General features: G+C 36.2%; 18 protein-coding genes and 1 pseudogene. 1 reads left to right on the top strand and 18 read right to left on the bottom strand.

Annotated features, from left to right (window positions below):
- Positions 1 to 2: 2 nt before the first annotated feature.
- From dmpG to QUF93_RS12220, 13 genes are all read right to left on the bottom strand, one after another.
- Complete coding sequence (gene dmpG / locus QUF93_RS12280) at positions 3 to 1028, bottom strand: 4-hydroxy-2-oxovalerate aldolase (RefSeq protein ID WP_289358944.1); 1026 nt, start codon at positions 1026 to 1028, stop codon at positions 3 to 5.
- The gene (locus QUF93_RS12275) at positions 1015 to 1914 is read right to left on the bottom strand and encodes an acetaldehyde dehydrogenase (acetylating) (RefSeq protein ID WP_289358943.1); all 900 of its coding nucleotides are present in this window, start codon (positions 1912 to 1914) and stop codon (positions 1015 to 1017) included. The genes dmpG and QUF93_RS12275 overlap by 14 nt, the downstream gene beginning before the upstream one ends.
- Positions 1915 to 1943: 29 nt before the next feature.
- Positions 1944 to 2717 (bottom strand): 2-keto-4-pentenoate hydratase, encoded by a 774-nt coding sequence (locus tag QUF93_RS12270; protein ID WP_289358942.1) that lies wholly within the window; start codon positions 2715 to 2717, stop codon positions 1944 to 1946.
- A gap of 128 nt (positions 2718 to 2845) precedes the next feature.
- On the bottom strand, positions 2846 to 4315 hold the full coding sequence (locus QUF93_RS12265) for an aldehyde dehydrogenase (RefSeq protein ID WP_088058419.1): 1470 nt from the start codon (positions 4313 to 4315) through the stop codon (positions 2846 to 2848).
- Between the two features lie 12 nt (positions 4316 to 4327).
- Entirely contained in the window at positions 4328 to 4786 is a 459-nt protein-coding gene (locus QUF93_RS12260; protein ID WP_289358941.1) for a RidA family protein, read from the bottom strand.
- Positions 4764 to 5801, bottom strand: coding sequence for an amidohydrolase family protein (locus QUF93_RS12255; RefSeq protein ID WP_289358940.1), 1038 nt, complete (start codon positions 5799 to 5801; stop codon positions 4764 to 4766). The genes QUF93_RS12260 and QUF93_RS12255 overlap by 23 nt, the downstream gene beginning before the upstream one ends.
- Positions 5786 to 6325, bottom strand: a complete 540-nt coding sequence (gene nbaC, locus QUF93_RS12250) for a 3-hydroxyanthranilate 3,4-dioxygenase (protein ID WP_088058417.1) — start codon at positions 6323 to 6325, stop codon at positions 5786 to 5788. Before nbaC ends, QUF93_RS12255 begins: the two co-directional genes overlap by 16 nt.
- Positions 6326 to 6353: 28 nt before the next feature.
- Positions 6354 to 6902 carry an FAD synthetase family protein gene (locus QUF93_RS12245; protein ID WP_002118651.1) on the bottom strand — a complete coding sequence of 183 codons (549 nt, stop codon included), beginning with the start codon at positions 6900 to 6902 and terminating at the stop codon, positions 6354 to 6356.
- A 16-nt stretch (positions 6903 to 6918) separates the two neighbouring features.
- Positions 6919 to 7665 (bottom strand): IclR family transcriptional regulator, encoded by a 747-nt coding sequence (locus QUF93_RS12240; protein WP_002118649.1) that lies wholly within the window; start codon positions 7663 to 7665, stop codon positions 6919 to 6921.
- Between the two features lie 149 nt (positions 7666 to 7814).
- Positions 7815 to 9293, bottom strand: a complete 1479-nt coding sequence (locus QUF93_RS12235; RefSeq protein WP_289358939.1) for a 4-hydroxyphenylacetate 3-hydroxylase family protein — start codon at positions 9291 to 9293, stop codon at positions 7815 to 7817.
- Positions 9294 to 9466: 173 nt separating this feature from the next.
- Complete coding sequence (gene spoIIP, locus QUF93_RS12230; RefSeq protein WP_353050842.1) at positions 9467 to 10600, bottom strand: stage II sporulation protein P; 1134 nt, start codon at positions 10598 to 10600, stop codon at positions 9467 to 9469.
- Between the two features lie 97 nt (positions 10601 to 10697).
- On the bottom strand, positions 10698 to 11663 hold the full coding sequence (locus QUF93_RS12225) for an SPFH domain-containing protein (RefSeq protein ID WP_289358937.1): 966 nt from the start codon (positions 11661 to 11663) through the stop codon (positions 10698 to 10700).
- Between the two features lie 2 nt (positions 11664 to 11665).
- Positions 11666 to 12094: an NfeD family protein gene (locus QUF93_RS12220; protein ID WP_289358936.1), complete on the bottom strand. Its 429-nt coding sequence runs from the start codon at positions 12092 to 12094 to the stop codon at positions 11666 to 11668.
- 255 nt (positions 12095 to 12349) lie between these two features.
- Between QUF93_RS12220 and QUF93_RS12215 the strand changes: the two are divergent.
- A pseudogene (locus tag QUF93_RS12215) lies at positions 12350 to 12847 on the top strand (MFS transporter); the annotation flags it as partial.
- Between the two features lie 49 nt (positions 12848 to 12896).
- Here the strand turns inward: QUF93_RS12215 and QUF93_RS12210 are convergent.
- The 5 genes from QUF93_RS12210 to spoIIP (QUF93_RS12190) all read right to left on the bottom strand — a co-directional run bounded on the left by QUF93_RS12210 (position 12897) and on the right by spoIIP (QUF93_RS12190) (position 17691).
- Entirely contained in the window at positions 12897 to 14372 is a 1476-nt protein-coding gene (locus QUF93_RS12210; protein WP_289358935.1) for an amidase family protein, read from the bottom strand.
- Between the two features lie 187 nt (positions 14373 to 14559).
- Positions 14560 to 15006, bottom strand: a complete 447-nt coding sequence (locus QUF93_RS12205; protein WP_002118628.1) for an NUDIX hydrolase — start codon at positions 15004 to 15006, stop codon at positions 14560 to 14562.
- A gap of 23 nt (positions 15007 to 15029) precedes the next feature.
- The gene (locus tag QUF93_RS12200) at positions 15030 to 15770 is read right to left on the bottom strand and encodes a M15 family metallopeptidase (protein ID WP_002118625.1); all 741 of its coding nucleotides are present in this window, start codon (positions 15768 to 15770) and stop codon (positions 15030 to 15032) included.
- Positions 15771 to 15781: 11 nt separating this feature from the next.
- Positions 15782 to 16279, bottom strand: coding sequence for a GNAT family N-acetyltransferase (locus tag QUF93_RS12195; protein ID WP_289358934.1), 498 nt, complete (start codon positions 16277 to 16279; stop codon positions 15782 to 15784).
- Positions 16280 to 16536: 257 nt separating this feature from the next.
- Positions 16537 to 17691: a stage II sporulation protein SpoIIP gene (spoIIP, locus tag QUF93_RS12190; protein WP_289375329.1), complete on the bottom strand. Its 1155-nt coding sequence runs from the start codon at positions 17689 to 17691 to the stop codon at positions 16537 to 16539.
- Between the last annotated feature and the right edge of the window lie 72 nt (positions 17692 to 17763).

The following is a 17763-nucleotide window of genomic DNA, read 5'->3' as shown; positions in this document are numbered from 1 at the left end:
TTTTACACCCCCATTTTTATCTTTGCTAATTCTGCCGCGACATCTAAAATCATATCCTCTTGTCCACCAACTACTTTTCTTTTCCCGAGTTCTATTAAAATATCACGGGCGTCTACACCAAAACGATTTGCCGCTCTTTCAGCATGTAATAAAAAGCTAGAATATACACCAGCATATCCCATTACAAGACTTCCTTTTTGAATTTCTTGCGGTGCTGGCAATAAAGGTGCAACAACATCCTCAGCTAAGTCCATCATCTTATATAAATCTATATCTAGCTTATATCCCATACGGTCTAAAACAGCGAGCAATACTTCTGTTTGGGCATTTCCAGCTCCTGCGCCAAGGCAGCGCACGCTTCCATCAATACGTGTCGCACCTTCTTCAATTGCCACCACTGTATTCGCTACTGCAACAGAAAGATTATTATGACCATGGAAACCAATTTCGACATTTAAAGATTGACGTAATGCTCGAATACGTTCACGTACTTCGTGAGGCAATAAAGCACCCGCTGAATCCGTTACATAAATTGCCTCAGCACCATAGTCCTCCATAAGCTTTGCTTGTTCTACTAACTTTTCAACCGGTGCAGAGTGTGCCATCATTAAAAAGCCACACGCTTCCATACCTAACTCACGCGCAAATTGAATATGCTGTGCTGAAACATCTGCTTCTGTTACATGCGTCGCTACACGAACAAGTTTCGCACCAATATTTGCAGCTTGCTTTAACTCATGGATCGTTCCAATACCAGGAATTAACAAAACAGCTACTTTAGCTTGCTTACACTCATCTACCGCTGCTTCAATCAACTTCATTTCATTAACTAATGACTTTCCATATTGTAATGTGGAGCCTCCTAAACCATCTCCATGACTCACTTCAATATAATGCATACCAGCTTCATCTAATGCCCTTGTTACAGAACGAACTTGTTCTTCTGTAAATTGATGTTTCATTACATGGCTTCCATCACGTAAACAAACTTCTGTTATTTTCACTGGCATTTCACTATTTCGCCTCATTCATTACACCTCTTTTCTTCTCTGAGATGATCCGCATTGCAAATTCTTCACCTACTTTTAATGCTGCCGCTGTCATAATATCTAAATTACCGGCATAAGGAGGAAAATAATCTCCAGCTCCTTCAACCTCTAAAAATACAGTTACACGATTCCCATCAAACATCGGCTCTTGTTTTAAAGAATAACCTGGAACATACGTCCTAACTACTTCAACCATCTTTTGAATCGCTTCTTGGATAGAAGCCTCATCCATATACTTAACTTCACAATATACTGTATCTCTCATTAATATAGGAGGCTCTGCAGGGTTTAATATAATGAGTGCTTTCCCGTGATCTGCCCCTCCAATTTCTTCAATTCCACGCCTCGTCGTAATTGTAAATTCATCAATATTTGCCCTTGTACCTGGACCTGCACTTAAACTTGAAATTGTAGCAACTATCTCTGCATATGTAACATTTGCCACTTCATTAATAGCATGAACAATCGGAATCGTTGCTTGTCCCCCGCACGTAATCATATTAACGTTTTGCTTATCTACAAAATTATTATTTTGTATAGCAGGGCAAACGAACGGCCCACATGCAGCAGGTGTTAAGTCGATTACTATTTTCCCAAGCTCTCCTAATACTTTTGCATGATAGCTATGTGCTTTAGCTGAAGTTGCATCAAATACAATATCAGCTAAACTTGGATTATCAATAATTGCTTGTATTCCATTATCAAAAACCTCGTATCCCGCTTCTTTTGCTCGCTTTAAACCATCCGACTCCGAATCTATTCCAATCATGGCATTTAGCTCTATGACTTCATTTTTTCTTAATTTATACATTAAATCCGTGCCAATATTACCCGATCCGATAATAGCCGCCTTTACTTTCTCCACATCTATTCCCCCTTTTTCAATCCTTTAATCTATATGAAGGTAACAGAAACCGATCCTAGTGAACCGAAATCAGCTTGAATACTATCTTTACTATTTACTGAGACTGCACCAGATAACGCACCTGGTAAAATTAACTCCCCTGCTTTTAATCCAATATTAAATTCATGAAGTTTATTAGCTAACCAAGCAACAGCTTGCGCAGGATGGCCTAATGCAGCCGCGCCAGCACCCGTTGCAATTAAACTATTATTTTTATAAAGCGTCATCCCAGTTGTACGTAAATCTATTTTATCGATGCTAGAGAATGTATTACCAATTACAACTTTCGCTGACGAGCCATTATCCGCTACTGTATCAGCCAGTTTAATTTTCCAATCAGCAATGCGACTATCAATTATTTCAAGTGTAGGTACAACATATTTCGTCGCCATCAGTACGTCAACATATGTAATGTTAGGACCATTTAAGTCCTCGGCTAAAACAAATCCTATTTCTGCCTCTATTTTTGGAGATACAAAGGAACTCATTGAGACTTCACTACCATTTTCTATCTCCATATCATCTAATAAATGTCCATAATCTGGCTCATTTACCCCAAGCATTTGTTGCATTGCAACACTTGTAAGACCAACTTTCTTGCCAATTATGCTACGTCCACTCTCTAACTTTCTCCCTACAACTTCAAGTTGAATATTATAAGCATCCTCAACAGATAAATTAGCATATCTCTCAGTAAAAGGAAGTATCCCTACACGTGAATTTTCAGCTTGTAATAGTTCATCGGCTAATTCTTTAATTAACAATTGCTCTCACCTCATTTTTAAATTTATATATCCCTAAATATTTACATTGTAACTAACCCCCATCTATCTACTTTATTTCCATAAATATTAGATGGGAGTTCTTTGTACTTTAAGTTTAAACATCACCTTTATAATTTCATCGTTACTGTCTTAGCTTCCGTATAAAATTCAAAACTATGACGTCCACCTTCTCTACCAATTCCACTAGCCTTCGAACCTCCAAATGGAGTACGTAAATCCCGAACATACCAACAATTAATCCATAGTAAGCCTGAATCAATTTGTGAAACCACTCGTTGCGCTCTTCTAAGATCATTGGTCCAAACAACTCCAGCTAGTCCATAAATGGAATCATTCGCAATGCGAATTGCATCCTCCTCCGTTTTAAATGGAATAACAACTAGAACTGGACCAAATATCTCTTCTTGCGCTACACGCATACTATTATCAACATCATATAGAATAGTAGGTTCATAAAAATTCCCTTCTATTAAACTTTCAACTCTTTTTCCACCATAGGCTAATTTTGCACCTTCCGAAATCCCTATTTCTACATAGCGATCAACCGTTTCTAAATGAGATTTTGATACTAGTGCTCCCATATCTGTATCTTCAGAAAGAGGATCTCCAACTTTTATTCTTTTTACAGCCGCTACAAATTTCTCTAAAAACTGTTCATATACACTTTCTTGCACAAGTAATCTCGAACCAGCTAAACAAATTTCTCCTTGGTTCCGATAAATAGCTTCAATCGATCCTTGTACCGCTTCATCTAAATCTGCATCTTCAAATACGATATTTGCTGATTTACCTCCCAATTCTAATGAAACAGGTATTAAGTTTTCTGATGCATTACGCATAATTGTTTTTCCTGTATTACTTTCTCCAACAAATGAAATTCTTCTTACGGCTGGGTGGGTTGTCATTGTTGTCCCAACAGTATTACCTGGACCTGTAATAATATTAAGTACACCTGGAGGTAATCCTGCATCATTTGCAATTTCGCCGAGCATAACTGCACTTAAAGGCGTATAAGAGGCTGGTTTAACAACAACTGTATTACCAGAAGCAAGTGCCGCTGATGCTTTCCACGTCATTTGCATAAATGGCAAATTCCAAGGAATGATTAAACTAGTCACTCCCGCTGGAGCGTACTTTGCATATGACATAAAATTATGTTTGTCATAATGCTCATGTACCAAATATTTTGCCATTTCAGCAAAGAAACGAAAATTATGAGCCGCGCGTGGTATATCGAATCCTTTACTTTCTTTAATTGGTTTTCCAACATCAAGAGTTTCTATATACGCTAGTTCATCCACTCTTTCCATAATTAAATCCGACATTTTGCATAAAATATCCGATCGTTCTTCAACAGGCATTTTACTCCAAATCCCACTTTTAAATGTTCGTTCTGCCACATCAATCGCTCTTTTTGTATCCTCTTCATTTGCCTTCGCTACAGAAGCTAACTTTCTATTCGTCGCTGGATTGAACGTATCAAACGTTTCACCACATATGGAATCCACATATTGTCCATCAATAAACAATTTCGCATCTTTTACTTTCATTTTGTCATCTAATAATTCTTTGTTCACCTTCCTCGCCTCCTATTCCTCAACTTCTAAAACCATCTCAATTTCAATTGTTGTGTTATTAGGTAATTGAGCCATACCGACTGCAGAGCGGGCGTGTTTTCCCTTTTCTCCAAAAATCTCTACTAATAAATCAGATGCCCCGTTCATTACTTTTGGCTGATTGATAAAATCTTCCGTACTATTTACAAAGCCAAGCAGCTTTACAACTCGTTTCACCTTATTTAAATCCCCTAGTTCGTTTCTTACAACACTTAATAAATTCAACATGGATTGTCTCGCTGCTTTATATCCTTCATCAATTGAAATATCCTTGCCTAATTTCCCGTGATACTCATCTACACCTTGTCCAGCAGTAAATAATAAGTTACCTACTTTTACACAACTAACATAATTTCCAACCGCAGGGCGAATAGCTGGTAGTGTAATTCCTAACTCACTTAGTTTGTCCTCAGGTGTTTGTACTCTCTGCATATGCTACACCTCGTTTTTTTATATCAATATTTAAAAATTCTGCTGCATTTCCCCCAAGCATTGCTGCTTTTTGTTCCTCCGATAAACCAACTGTTTCATCAATCACTTTGCCAGGATCAATTTCTCGCAATAAAAATGGATAATCCGAACCCATAAAAATTTTTTCATGTCCAAATCTTTCAATCATATATTTCAAATTCATAGGATCATAATTTAAAGAATCAAAATAAAATTTCTTTGCATAATAACTAGGCGGGTGAGTGGTCAACCGTAAATGCGGCCACACTTTCCATCCTTGATCTAACCGTGGCAAAATATATGGAAAAGACCCACCACCATGAGCAAAACAAACTTTTAACCGTGGAAACTTCTCCATTATCCCACTGCATATTAGGGTAGCTGCCGCAAGTGCTGTTTCACTTGGCATCCCGACTGTATACATAAAATTATGGTGAGGCATTCTATCGCGCCCTAATGTTTCCCATGGATGAATAAAAATCGGAACTTGCCACTTTTCGGCCATTCGAAAGAATTCAATAAACGATGGATCATCTAAATTTTTTCCATTTACGTTTGTACCAATTTCAATACCATGTAAATTTAATTCCGTTATACAACGCTCCATTTCACGAATTGCAGTTTCTCCATCTTGCATCGGAACCGTTCCTAACCCTACAAAACGATCTGGATGTGCTAAAACTGTTTCTGCAATAAAATCATTTTGAATACGTGCCATGCTTTCAGCTTCCTCTGGTTTTGCCCAATACGAAAATGTAACCGGGATTGGCGATAAAACTTGAATATCTACACCTTCACGGTCCATATCTTCAATTCTTTTCTTAGGGCACCACACTTGGTCTGTCACGTCACGAAAGTTTTTACCTCCAACCATAATACTTGCACCACATGTACAAGTCCGATTTAATATTGGCCAACGACCGCCACCAAACTTCTCTTCAAAATCAGGAAAAGTTTCAGGAATAATATGTGTATGAAAATCTATTCGCACTTCCATTCCTCCACTTCTTCTGGCATAATGTGACCGCAGTTCTTACATGCTCGAATTTCCTTATTTGAATTAAAACTATGAATTGCTTCTTTTACTTGTTTTTCAATATCATTTAATTGAACACGTACACGATGCATTTCATGATTACACTCGTCACAGAACCAAACGAAATCCTCAAGTTCTCCTTGGCTACGTTTTCTTTCAATTACTAGCCCAAATGTGTTAGCAACGCGATGTGGTGAATGTGGTACCATGGCTGGTAGCATAAATACATCCCCTTCTTTTACTGTGACGACTTCTCGCTTACCTTCCTCTGTAATACATTCCACATAACATTCACCTTTAATTTGATAGAAAAATTCATCTGAAGGATCTACGTGGAAATCACGTCTTCTATTTGGACCACCTAATATCATGGCGATAAATTCCGAATCTTGCCAAATAACTTTGTTATTTACTGGCGGCTTCAATAACTCCTTATTCTCATCAATCCATTTTAGTAAATTAAAAGATTGCAATGTTTTAGACATATTGTTTCCTCCTCATTATTTCTTTTATTTATATCGTTTTAAAAGACCAACCGAGTAAAGAGCTAGACTTTTGCAACTCTCCATGACATACATAATTTCTAATTCTCGTTGAAGATATTCGCTCACCGTCTTCACAGCAAACATCTTTCACTATAGAAATATTGAAGTGTGCTCTTAGCAGCTCTATATTACCTTCTCGATTTTTTCCGAACCTAAAATCTTGACCAATATAAATTTCTACAGGGTTTAGCCTTATTAAATCTTGAATAAAACAACTCGCACTTTTTGTTACATATGACTCATCAAACCGAATTACAATCACATGTTCAACACCGAGATTTTGAAGACGTTTCACCTTCTCTTCAATGGGTGTTAATATTTGCGCCCCTTGAAAATAAGAGCGTGGTGGTGGATCAAATGTATACACAACATTTGTTATCTTTAATTCCTTTGCCTTCTCAATCGCATTTTTAATAACAGCTTGATGTCCTTTATGTACACCATCAAAAGCACCAATTGAAACAATGGATTTCGTTAATTCAGGTATACACTGCTCATGTATATAAATGACTCTCATCTCTCTTCTTCTAGAGTTAAATTTCTAAATAACCAAATTCCTTTGAAATCAAATTTGCCGTATTCATCACGCTTTGAATTATGATTTCACGATTACTTCCCTGCATATACGATATAGGTCCAACAATATTAAGCGCAGCAATAGTTCTCCCGGTATAAGATCGAATAGGAGCAGCAATCCCATACAGTCCATGCTCATTTTCATTATCACTAATTGAATAGCCTTGCTTACGAATCTTCTGTAACTCTGTCTGGAATTGTTTTTCGCAAGTAATTGTATTAGGCGCTCGTGGTAAAAGCCCTTTTTCTGAAGTATATTCTAAGGAAGATGAATTAAATGAAAGCAGTACTTTCCCTGTACTTGTACAATATGCAGGTTCTCTTGATCCAACATGTGTTGAAATTTGAACGGACTCCTTCGATGAAACCTTCAAAATAAATACAACATCACCTCGATCAAACATACCAATATGTACAGTACCACTAAAATTTCTTACAAGCTCTTCTACAAGCGGTATTGCCCCACTATATATTTCTTGCTGAAACATTACTTGGTTTCCCCACTCTAACAACTTCCAACCTAGTCTATATTTCCTTTGCTCATCTTGAATGAGCATTCCTTCTTCACACAACGTACGTACGAGGTGGTGAACCGTACTAGCATTCATCTTTAATTTTTCCGCTATTTCAGAATTTCCTAGTACCGGTTCATCGCTCGTGAAGCAATTTAGAATTTTGCAAATTTTACTGATAGAAGCGATCAAATCATTTACCTCCCCTATTCCAGTTACAGTTCTCTAGTTTTAGATGTTGTTAAAAATATAAGAAGATTTACATCCTAACAGTAAAATTCTTGTTATCATCTGTTGCTCCTTCCTTTTCTAAATAAAAATGTAAGCGCAAACATTTTCATTTAGCTTAAAGCACCTTCTGATGAACTCGATTGCAACGCATTGTTCACTAGAGAAAACGTTTGTTGTTTTTTGTACGCATTATAAAACATTCCCATTTTGCGCACCGGATCTCCAGAATAATAACGCTCATATTGTAATAATCGTTGTCCAAAAGCCTCTCCACATAAATCCCATGCTAATTTAAATAAACGAACTCGTTCTTCAGAAGATACTCCTTCACGCCCAATATAGTATTTTTCCATATCGTCTTGAATTTCAGGATTCATGAAATCTGCACCTGTCGGTGACATTAATAATCCACCAGCACCAATGGTTTGAATAATCTCAATTGCACGCGGATACATTTTAGGTAATAAACTGCGTATTGTATCAAGTGGCAACCTTGCAGGAACAACTTCTCCATATGGATTCGTTTCATATTCATATTCATATTCAGCTACTTGTAAGAGAGCTCGTATCGTTTCGACATCTTGCATAAGCTCTGCTAACTGGTTTTGTACATTTAAAAATCCATCTACTCCTATCGAATCTGCTAATTTCATAGCTACTTCAGCAGCGAAAGAAAGCTTAACTAATCCTCTTACCCCAGATTGATGCGCTGGTTGATGACCAATTCCCGTTTTAGGATACAATTGATTCCCAGCTTCTATATTTTGATAAATAAATACTTTATCCCACGGGATAAACACATTATGAAATACTAGTAATGCATCCATCTCCTCAAACCTTGATGCAAGTGGATGATCAAATAGAGAGCGTTTTCCATCTTGCATTGGCTCACGACAAAGAATTCTTAGTCCTGGTGCATCAATTGGAACTGCAAAAGAGATGGCATGACGTTCATCACCTGGTTTAAAACTTGGATAAGAATATATAATTACCTCGTCTGTAATTGGAGCAAGTGTCGCTAACATTTTTGCACCACTTACATACATTCCTTCCGCTGTTTCACTTACTACACCTAAATGCATCGTTTCATCTTCTTGTTGATGAGAAGCCTTACTCCGATCATTTTGCGGATTAATAATCGCATGTGTTAAAAACAAATCATTATCCCGTATATGTTTATAATAATTTTTTATATTCGCTCCCCATTCTGAATTGAACTTCTCAAAAAACCACGAATTACTTGCCATTGAAGTAACTGTTACATTTAAAAAGTCAGGTGTTCTTCCCATTAAACCAAACGTAGCTTTTGCCCACACTTCAAATAATTCACGACGTGCTTTTAAGTCCTCATAATTTTTGGGCACTAAAAATGCATTTGAGACTCTTTCGCCTGTCTCTTCGCATATATGAGTAATCTTATCCTGATATTCTGGATTGTGCTGCATATCATATAAGTTAGCAATTTGTAAAATAGGTTCGCGAAAAACATCTTCATTTACTACATCCGTTACTTTTCTTCCACCAATCCAAATTTCAGGATTTCTTTTTCGCAACCCTTCAATATACTGTTCCCCTGTTCTAATTGCCATTCTTTCCCCTCCAATTTTCCATAATAATATACTAAAAAGTTTAGAAACTCTATTAGATGACTGAATTTTCAATCATTATATCAATTTTAATAGGTACAATCCCTCTCTTATTTCACATTATGAAATCTTAATAATTTTTTAAGTAACACAAAAAAGGAACAGTTTCCCGTTCCTCACCCATTCACTTTCTCCGCATTGTTCCAATAATACTTACTAAACGCTTCCGTTAACACATCAATGGTATTATATAGTTCATCTAACGTATTATCCACACCACCAACTTCAATTAATATTGCGTTTTTAGATAAATCTTGGTTATAAACCCCATTTCCATCTTTTTTATACTTCGGAAAAATCCCTCTACTTAATCCGTAATAGTTTTCATCTAAATAACTATTGATCGCCCTTGCGATTTTTTCATTTTCAGCACGCCCTTCGTTTTCCATCCCAATAATAAAATATACTCTTGCATATGATTTCCCGTTAATGACTTTTGTTGTTACCTTCTTGCGCTGGTCATCACGATGTATATCAATCGGAAACGCAATTTTATTATTTTGTGCTAATGTTTCTTTTACATATTCATGAGACGCTTTATATGATTGCGGCCACTTCCATTTTTTACTCGCTAATAAATCCCCCATATTCGTTTTATCATGAATTACCGGAATTCCTTGTCCTTCAAGTTGCTCTTTCATACGTTCTCCTAGTAAGGATACATTTACATCTGGACTTGATGGATCGGTAGCCCCTGGTAACAATGGAAAAAAAGATTCCCAGCTATGTGTATGATAAATGTATACTGCGCTTTCTCCTTTTTTCGTTCCATTCTTTTTCTGCACTGGATTTTTCTTTTCTGCTTCTGTAACTTTATCTTTTGCTACTTCTCGTTCTTTCGTTACTTCTTCAATTGCTACACTAGATTCATTAGGAATATTCGTATAGTTCGTCCCTTCACCAGCTACGATAATGTTAGAATAATACTTTGACATACCGGGTACTTCTTTACCAACGAATGTTCTTAAATCTTTAATTTTCAAATCCGTCGCGATAGAGAATAGTAAACTTCCAACTGAGTCTCGTTTATATTTTTTAAAATAATCATATCCATAGTAATGATTCTCACTTTCTATCATTTGAACAAAACCTTGCATCGATACTTTTCCAAACCATTGATTTGCATAATAAGATTTCATTGTATGTAAAAGTGACGTCACAATCGACGCAATAATAATTACTACTAGTGCATATAGAAAGAGTAACGAGATTAGTTTCTTCCCATGTATACGAGTTACATACTTTTTCACTGTATCACCTTCTTTATACATGGATATGTACAAGCTTTTCGTAATATACGCACAAAAAAGAGAAATGGCATCCCATTTCCCTTCCTCACTCTTATAATTATTTTTCTGTATCTGACGAAGGTAATTTCTTCGCTTGTTTTTCTTTGAAAATTTCCCCAATTGCACCAAGAGTACCAAGTGTTTCAATTGCATTAGACGGAATAAAGACTTTATTTGCTGGTCCTTTCGCAACCTCAATCAATGATTCAAATGATTTGTAAGCAAGTATACGCTCATCTAAATTCGCTTCACGTAGCAATTCAATTCGATTTTGTTCTGCTCTTGCGATTTCCTCAATCGCTCTTGCTTCCCCCTGCGCTTCTAATTCTTTTGCTTCTTTTAAACCTTCAGCTTCTCGAATACGTGCTTCTTTATCCCCTTCAGCCATTAAAATTTTACTTTGCTTTTCCCCTTCAGCACGCAGGACTTTATCTTGTTTTGCAGCTTCCGCTTCTAAAATAATCGCACGTTTATTACGTTCTGCTTTCATTTGTTTTTCCATTGATGCTTGCACATCTTTTGGCGGGTTAATATCTACTACTTCAACACGTTCAATACGAACGCCCCATTTTTCTGTTGCTTCATCAAGCGCTAAGCGAATTTCTGTTGAAATTTTTTCACGACCAGATAACGTTTCATCAAGTTCCATTTTACCAATAATTTGACGCATCGTTGCAGAAGTAATGTTACGCACACCATATTCATAATTTGAAATACCGTATGTTGCAAGTTCTGGTTCCACAATTTGATAGAAAATAATTGTATCAATTTCTACTTGTACATTATCTTTCGTAATTACTTTTTGCGGTGGTACATTCGTTTGTTGAATACGTAAATCGTGATATACACGAACACGATCTACAATCGGGATTAATATATTTAACCCTGGGTGCATAATGCGTTGAAATTTACCAAACCTTTCAATGACCCCAACTTTTTGCTGAGGAATAATTTTTATTGTCAATGCGATAAATGTAACAACAATTAGTGCAAAAATAATCGTTAACGTTAATGCTACTACCATATTTATTCACTCTCCTTTTTCACTTGTAAAATAGTACTATGCCTCTTTATAACAACGACTTTTTCTCCAGCATCAATAGGAGTATCTGCAATAGCTGTCCAAGTATCTCCATCCACCTTCACAATACCGTTCGCTTCTCTTGTAATCGCTTGCATAACGATTCCTTTTTTACCGACAAGCATATCCACTGTATCAGTAAAACCTTTTGCTTCTCGAAAGTTTTTTGAAATTCTTTTCGTAAAGAACGTCAATGTTAAACTTACAATCCCACCAATAACAACTTGTAAAAATAATGCATCAGGAGCAAACAAAGCAATAAGACCTCCGACAACAGCTCCAATTCCAAGCCAAAGCATGTAAAACGTAATCGACAACATTTCCGCGATAAATAAAATACCAGCTATTATAAACCAAATTACCCAACCAGCCATATGCAACCCTCACTTTCTTTCTCATTTTCTATATGTATATGAAGAAAAGAATGGTTTATCCGCCCTTTCTCATAGAAGGGCGTTTTGCTACAAGCTATTATACATATTCGCTGTTACAACAAGTATTAATAAAATACTATATCAATATATTCTTCATTATACATGAAAATCCCTTTCAAAAAATGACAAAAAATTTAATTCTTTCAAAAATATAACCCACAGATTATAATAATTATAATTAAAAAGCATTATTGATTTGAAACGACTATTCTACATAAAGGTGAAGAATGGTGGGGATATATTAATACAAGTTACTATGTCGGTACATTAATTGGTGGTCTAATAGCGTGGAGAATGAGTTCATACATTCAAAACAATTTAATACGCTCCATGGCGTTAGGCTCTCTTATGTTTAGCATCCTTACGTTTCTATATGGTGTTACAAGCAACGCATTTATCGCTCTATTTCTTTGCATTCTAATGGGACCATGTTATCAAATTAGAGATATTTCTCAAACAACAGTTCTTCAATCAAGTGTCTCTCCTTCATTATTATCAAAGATGTATACAGCCCACGGTGCACTTCTCTCGACAGTTTCTGGCCTTTCTATGCTTAGCGTTGGAATTATTACTGATATTTTCGGTGTTCGTACTATTTATATCATCGCTTCTTTTCTTATTTTATGTTCTGCTTGTTTATCCTTTAGCTTATTAAAATATCATAAGACGGAGCAGAAAGATATTTCACTTTAATCAATAAAATAAAAAGGACAGGAATTCCTGTCCTCTTTGTTTATTCTATTCATGACAATTTGGGAATTTCCCTATGTTTTGTCGCTTGTTCAAAAGCATATGCTAGTTTAATTAATGTCCCTTCACTAAAAGCAGCACTTGCAAGAGTAATTCCAAAAGGCCTCCCATTATCCATATACCCCGCAGGCATCGCTATAGATGGATAACCTGCTTTTGCACATATAGTGGATCCTATATAGGATGGGAACAGAATCGCATCAAGTTTATATTTTTCCAAAGCAAAATCAATACCTTGTCCTTGAGAAAAATATATATCTTCTAATCTTGCGTTTAAATATTCAGGATTTCTTAACGTGTTAGGAAAATCTGTTCTTCTCTCTAACTTAGTTTGTCCATATTTCAAAGCTCTTTCTGCTATATTTTCATTAAACTCTATTAATTCCAACATAGAATGTACTGGAGTGGTAGAAGGTAATTTAGAAAGATAGTTATCTAAGCTATGCTTCAGTTCATAAAGCGGAACTCCCCAGCTCCATTCTCTATGAAAAGATGGAATATCAATATCTTCTACTATTGTCGCTCCCTTACTACGTAAAACTTGAATCGTTTCCTTAAACAATTTTTCATCGTATTCTCCAGATTCATAATAATCTTTTGGCGCATTGCTAAATACACCAATCTTTGCCCCCTTCAAACCGTTAGCATCGAGGTAAGGTGTATAATCTTGATATGCCATTCCTTCACTTTTATGAGTAGCTACATCCTTCTCATCCACCCCAGTTAGACTCCCTAGTAAAATAGCTGCATCTGTTACCGTTCTAGCAAACGGACCGGCTGTATCTTGAGAATATGTGAACGGAATAATTCCTCTACGGCTAATTAAACCAACAGTCGGTTTAATACCTACAACCGAGTTTTGAACAGCTGGGCTCAAAATAGAAGCATCTGTCTCTGTTCCAACGGATAATACAGTAAAGTTAGCAGCAACTGCAACGGCAGACCCTGTACTCGATCCTCCAACAAACATATCATCTTTTCCTGTTCCGTAAGGATTTATTGTTTGACCGCCCCTAGCGCTATATCCAGCCCACATTTCAAAAGACATTCCGTTTGCTAACTCTGTCATATTTGTTTTTCCTATTATCACCGCTCCTGCTCCTCGCAGTTTTTTTACGAGAAATGCATCTTCACTACTTATATTTTGTTCTAAGGCAATTGTACCTGCACTTGTATGCATTGAGTCATTCGTTTCAATATTATCCTTAAGTAAAACCGGTATACCATGTAATAGACCCCTTACACCTTTTGTCTTTCTTTCATGATCTAATGCTTCTGCAATAAAGATAGCATCTGGGTTGATTTCTAAAATAGAATTGAGTTTCGGACCATCTTGGTCATATTTTGCGATTCTATGAAGATAATACATAACTAATTCTTTTGAAGTTAACTTCCCATCCTCCATCGCAGTTTGGATATCATGAATTGTTAATTCTTTTTGCAATAATGTATTAAACTGGATTTCCATTTTCATTCTCCTTTTATAAGCCCTTTTATTGATGACGTGTATCTATTACTTTTTCATTTTCTCCGCTCCTCGCATAAACAACTACAATCCCTTTAAAGGACTTCAACTTACCAGTTAAAAAACCTTTAATTTCCAGAGAAATAAAAAGAGTCTGAAACGAATTCCATATCGCCTCAGACTCTTTTTATCATTTTACATATACCTCTTCTAGCAAATGTAAAAACTCGCCTTGTTTACCTGCTAATTCAGGGCATTTATTAATATCAACCCACTCATAACAAAATACTAAACCTTTGTCTTCCTCACCAGCACTTACTATATGTTCCCACGTATCTTTCACATTTGTTAATAATGAAATGTGGAAAAAATGACGTTTTTGATATTCCTTTTTTTCTTTCATATAAATAATGTAATCAGAAAGGAAGCGCTCGATACAAAAATGGCGTAGTCCTGACTCTTCTTGCACTTCACGTAAAATTGCTGCCTCTAACGTTTCTCCTTCATCTACTGTCCCACCTGGCACTTGGATACCAGCCTCTCGTATATCACGATGTTTAAAAACGAGTAGTTGCATAACCCCTTCTTTTTCTCTCGTAATATATGCATGTACCTTTTTCTTATATAACATCGTCATCTTAGCCCTCTCCCCTCAATTCACTACTGCGTTACTTCTTCAAGCGTCAGTTGGTTTTCATATAAATATGTAGCTTGCGGATTCCCCAAATATCGTACGTGCCACGGTTCATATCGATAACCGGTAATCCCTTCTTTCTCTTTTGTATATCGAATAACAAAACCGAACTTATGGGCATTTTCAGAAAGCCACTTTCCTTCTTTCGTCTCCCCAAAAACAGTTTCTAACTGAAATTTAGCAGATTGAGATGTAATGTCCATAGCTAGTCCTGTTTGGTGTTCACTCGTACCAGGAACCGCACTAGACATCGCTGTTTTCGCTTCTCCATCTTGCCTTTTATACATCGTATTTAATGCTTTTTGTCGATCAAATGACCGAAATCCAGAGACTGCAAAAAGGAAAATCCGCTCCTTATCAGCTTGCTGAAACATTTCCTCCAGCGCCAGCGCTGCCTCTTTCCTCATCTTTTTCTTTTCTTGATCACCTTCACTAGAGTAACGTACTTTCGGAATAACCAAATCTTGCGGCTTATATCCGTCTGGTAAACGCCTACTTTTATTTACAAGTACAAGCATCGAATTTGGATTACTAATCACGGCAATATCCCCGTCCATATTAGCAATCGTTTCTTTAGCTTTCGGAAATATATTGTTTACGTTCACTTCTCGCGCCTCTTGATCCTTGTACAGTTTATAATTGATACCTGCTACTCCAATAATCAGTAACATTGCTACGATACCAAGTAGTGCCCATCTTTTTTTCATATAACGACCTCTTATTTTAATAATTTGGCCATTTCATACTCATCGACACCTTTTCCATCGATGATAAGAGCAGATTTTTTGACACCTTCTTGTTCAAATCCAATTTTGCTATATAGTGCCTGAGCTCTTGTATTGTGGGCCATTACCGTTAATTCTAAACGCCATACATCATGTAATCTTGCCCACTTCTCTACTTCTTTAAACAAACTCGTTCCAATACCTCGGCCACTATACTCTTGCAAAATACCAATTACAATGCCTGCCACATGTCTCTTTCTTTGAATATTATTTCCATTAACTAAAATAAACCCTACTATTCTCTCTTCTTCAACTGCTACAAATATTGTCCCATATTCATTTTCTATAAAACGGTGGACCATCTTTTCTTGTTGATCTACTGTAGTTTTTCTTTCTCCTGGTTCGTATAACATAAATTTCGTTTCTTCGTCTAATTGCTTACTCAATTGTAAAAATGATGCTGCATCTTCTACTCTAATCTCTCGTATCACCTTGATCCCCTACCTATTCTGTTAGTTAAAAATTTTCCTTGTAAAAAGATTTTCTCTACTATTCTGAAAAAACCCTTTCTAAATTCCTTACTAAAAATAGACAAATTTCGATATTACTATAATAATAGTTAATTATGTCTATTATGTGACATTTCTTTCTAACCATAACTTATGTCCAAACAAAAAACGTAAGCTTTCCGCTTACGTTTTTCTCACTATTTGCGGACAGTAAGACTCCCACTGATTAAAGTTTCACTTTATCCATTCACTTTTTCAGCTTGCCAAAAATAGCCTCCAAATGCTTTAGCAAGAACATCAATCGATCTATTTAATTCTTCCTCTGTATTATCTACGCCACCAACTTCAATTAAAATCGCCTGTCCTGATAAGTCTTGATTATAGACTCCATTTCCTGTTTGGAACCCTTTTTGAATTACACCACGGCTCACTCCTGGGTATTTCTTATTAATTTCCTCATGAAGAGCTGTTGCTAACTGTAAGTTCTTTTCATAATTTTTATTTCCTTTCCCAATTACAAAAGCAAGCTTTGCATATGATTTATCTCCAATTGTTTTTGTCGTGACATTTTTCCGTGCACTATCACGGTGCAAATCGAAAAAATATTGGAGTTCTTTATTACCAGCCATCGCTTCTTGTACAATTTCTCGTGACAGTTTATAAGAACTATTACTGTTTAATCCTTTACTTATTAATTTTTGACCAACATCAGTTTTATCGTTAGTAGCACCGATCCCTTCACTTTCTAACTGTTCACGCAATCGATCGCCAACTATTGAAATATTCGTTACAGAACTCGTTGCTTTATTTGGATTTGGATCATTCGTTAAGTTGAGTAACGGCAAATAAGATTCCCAGCTGTGTGAATGATAAATCAATGCAACTTGTCTTTTTCCCGTCGTTTGAGATGGTTGATTCTTCTCTTTATTCGGATCAGGCTTAGGAACTTGTCCAGCGTCTCCAGTCCGTTCCTTCACTACTTCTTCAAGAGGAACACTCGACTCTATCGGTAAGTTGGAGTAATTTGTTCCTTCACCTGCTATAACGATTTCTGTATCATACTTCCCAAATCCTGGAAGTTCTTTCCCGACAAAACTACGTACATCATCAAAACGAATATTCGTAGCCATCGAAAAAAGGAATGAAGAAATAGAAAAGTCTTGATTCAAATTCCGGTACTCCTGTGTAAAATAATGATTCTCTTTCCCAATAACGTACATGTAACCATTCATTGATAACTCATTTAACCAATTATATAAATACGTTGACTTCGTCTCTTTCATGGAAGTTACCATTACACTAATAAGAAAAAAAGTCGCTAATACCGTAGTAATAACAAATAAAATTAACTTGCGTACACTTGTTAATTTCACATAAAAAAAGCCTCGATTCATACTATCACCCTCTCTATTTCAAGTTATGTACAAGCTCTAGAGAATAGACCGCTTAAATTCCGGCTATATTGT

Origin of the sequence: Bacillus hominis (assembly GCF_030348325.1) — a bacterium.
GTDB classification, from domain to species: domain Bacteria; phylum Bacillota; class Bacilli; order Bacillales; family Bacillaceae_G; genus Bacillus_A; species Bacillus_A hominis.
This window is presented reverse-complemented; position numbering and strand designations above follow the sequence as displayed.

Excerpts from the sequence above, each read along its gene's own strand:
- dmpG (WP_289358944.1), bottom strand. The coding sequence starts at position 1,028 with ATGAGGCGAAATAGTGAAATGCCAGTGAAAATAACAGAAGTTTGTTTA.
- QUF93_RS12260 (WP_289358941.1), bottom strand. The coding sequence starts at position 4,786 with ATGCAGAGAGTACAAACACCTGAGGACAAACTAAGTGAGTTAGGAATT.
- QUF93_RS12255 (WP_289358940.1), bottom strand. The coding sequence starts at position 5,801 with ATGGAAGTGCGAATAGATTTTCATACACATATTATTCCTGAAACTTTT.
- nbaC (WP_088058417.1), bottom strand. The coding sequence starts at position 6,325 with ATGTCTAAAACATTGCAATCTTTTAATTTACTAAAATGGATTGATGAG.
- QUF93_RS12245 (WP_002118651.1), bottom strand. The coding sequence starts at position 6,902 with ATGAGAGTCATTTATATACATGAGCAGTGTATACCTGAATTAACGAAA.
- QUF93_RS12235 (WP_289358939.1), bottom strand. The coding sequence starts at position 9,293 with ATGGCAATTAGAACAGGGGAACAGTATATTGAAGGGTTGCGAAAAAGA.
- QUF93_RS12225 (WP_289358937.1), bottom strand. The coding sequence starts at position 11,663 with ATGGTAGTAGCATTAACGTTAACGATTATTTTTGCACTAATTGTTGTT.
- QUF93_RS12220 (WP_289358936.1), bottom strand. The coding sequence starts at position 12,094 with ATGGCTGGTTGGGTAATTTGGTTTATAATAGCTGGTATTTTATTTATC.
- QUF93_RS12210 (WP_289358935.1), bottom strand. The coding sequence starts at position 14,372 with ATGGAAATCCAGTTTAATACATTATTGCAAAAAGAATTAACAATTCAT.
- QUF93_RS12205 (WP_002118628.1), bottom strand. The coding sequence starts at position 15,006 with ATGACGATGTTATATAAGAAAAAGGTACATGCATATATTACGAGAGAA.
- QUF93_RS12200 (WP_002118625.1), bottom strand. The coding sequence starts at position 15,770 with ATGAAAAAAAGATGGGCACTACTTGGTATCGTAGCAATGTTACTGATT.
- spoIIP (WP_289375329.1), bottom strand. The coding sequence starts at position 17,691 with ATGAATCGAGGCTTTTTTTATGTGAAATTAACAAGTGTACGCAAGTTA.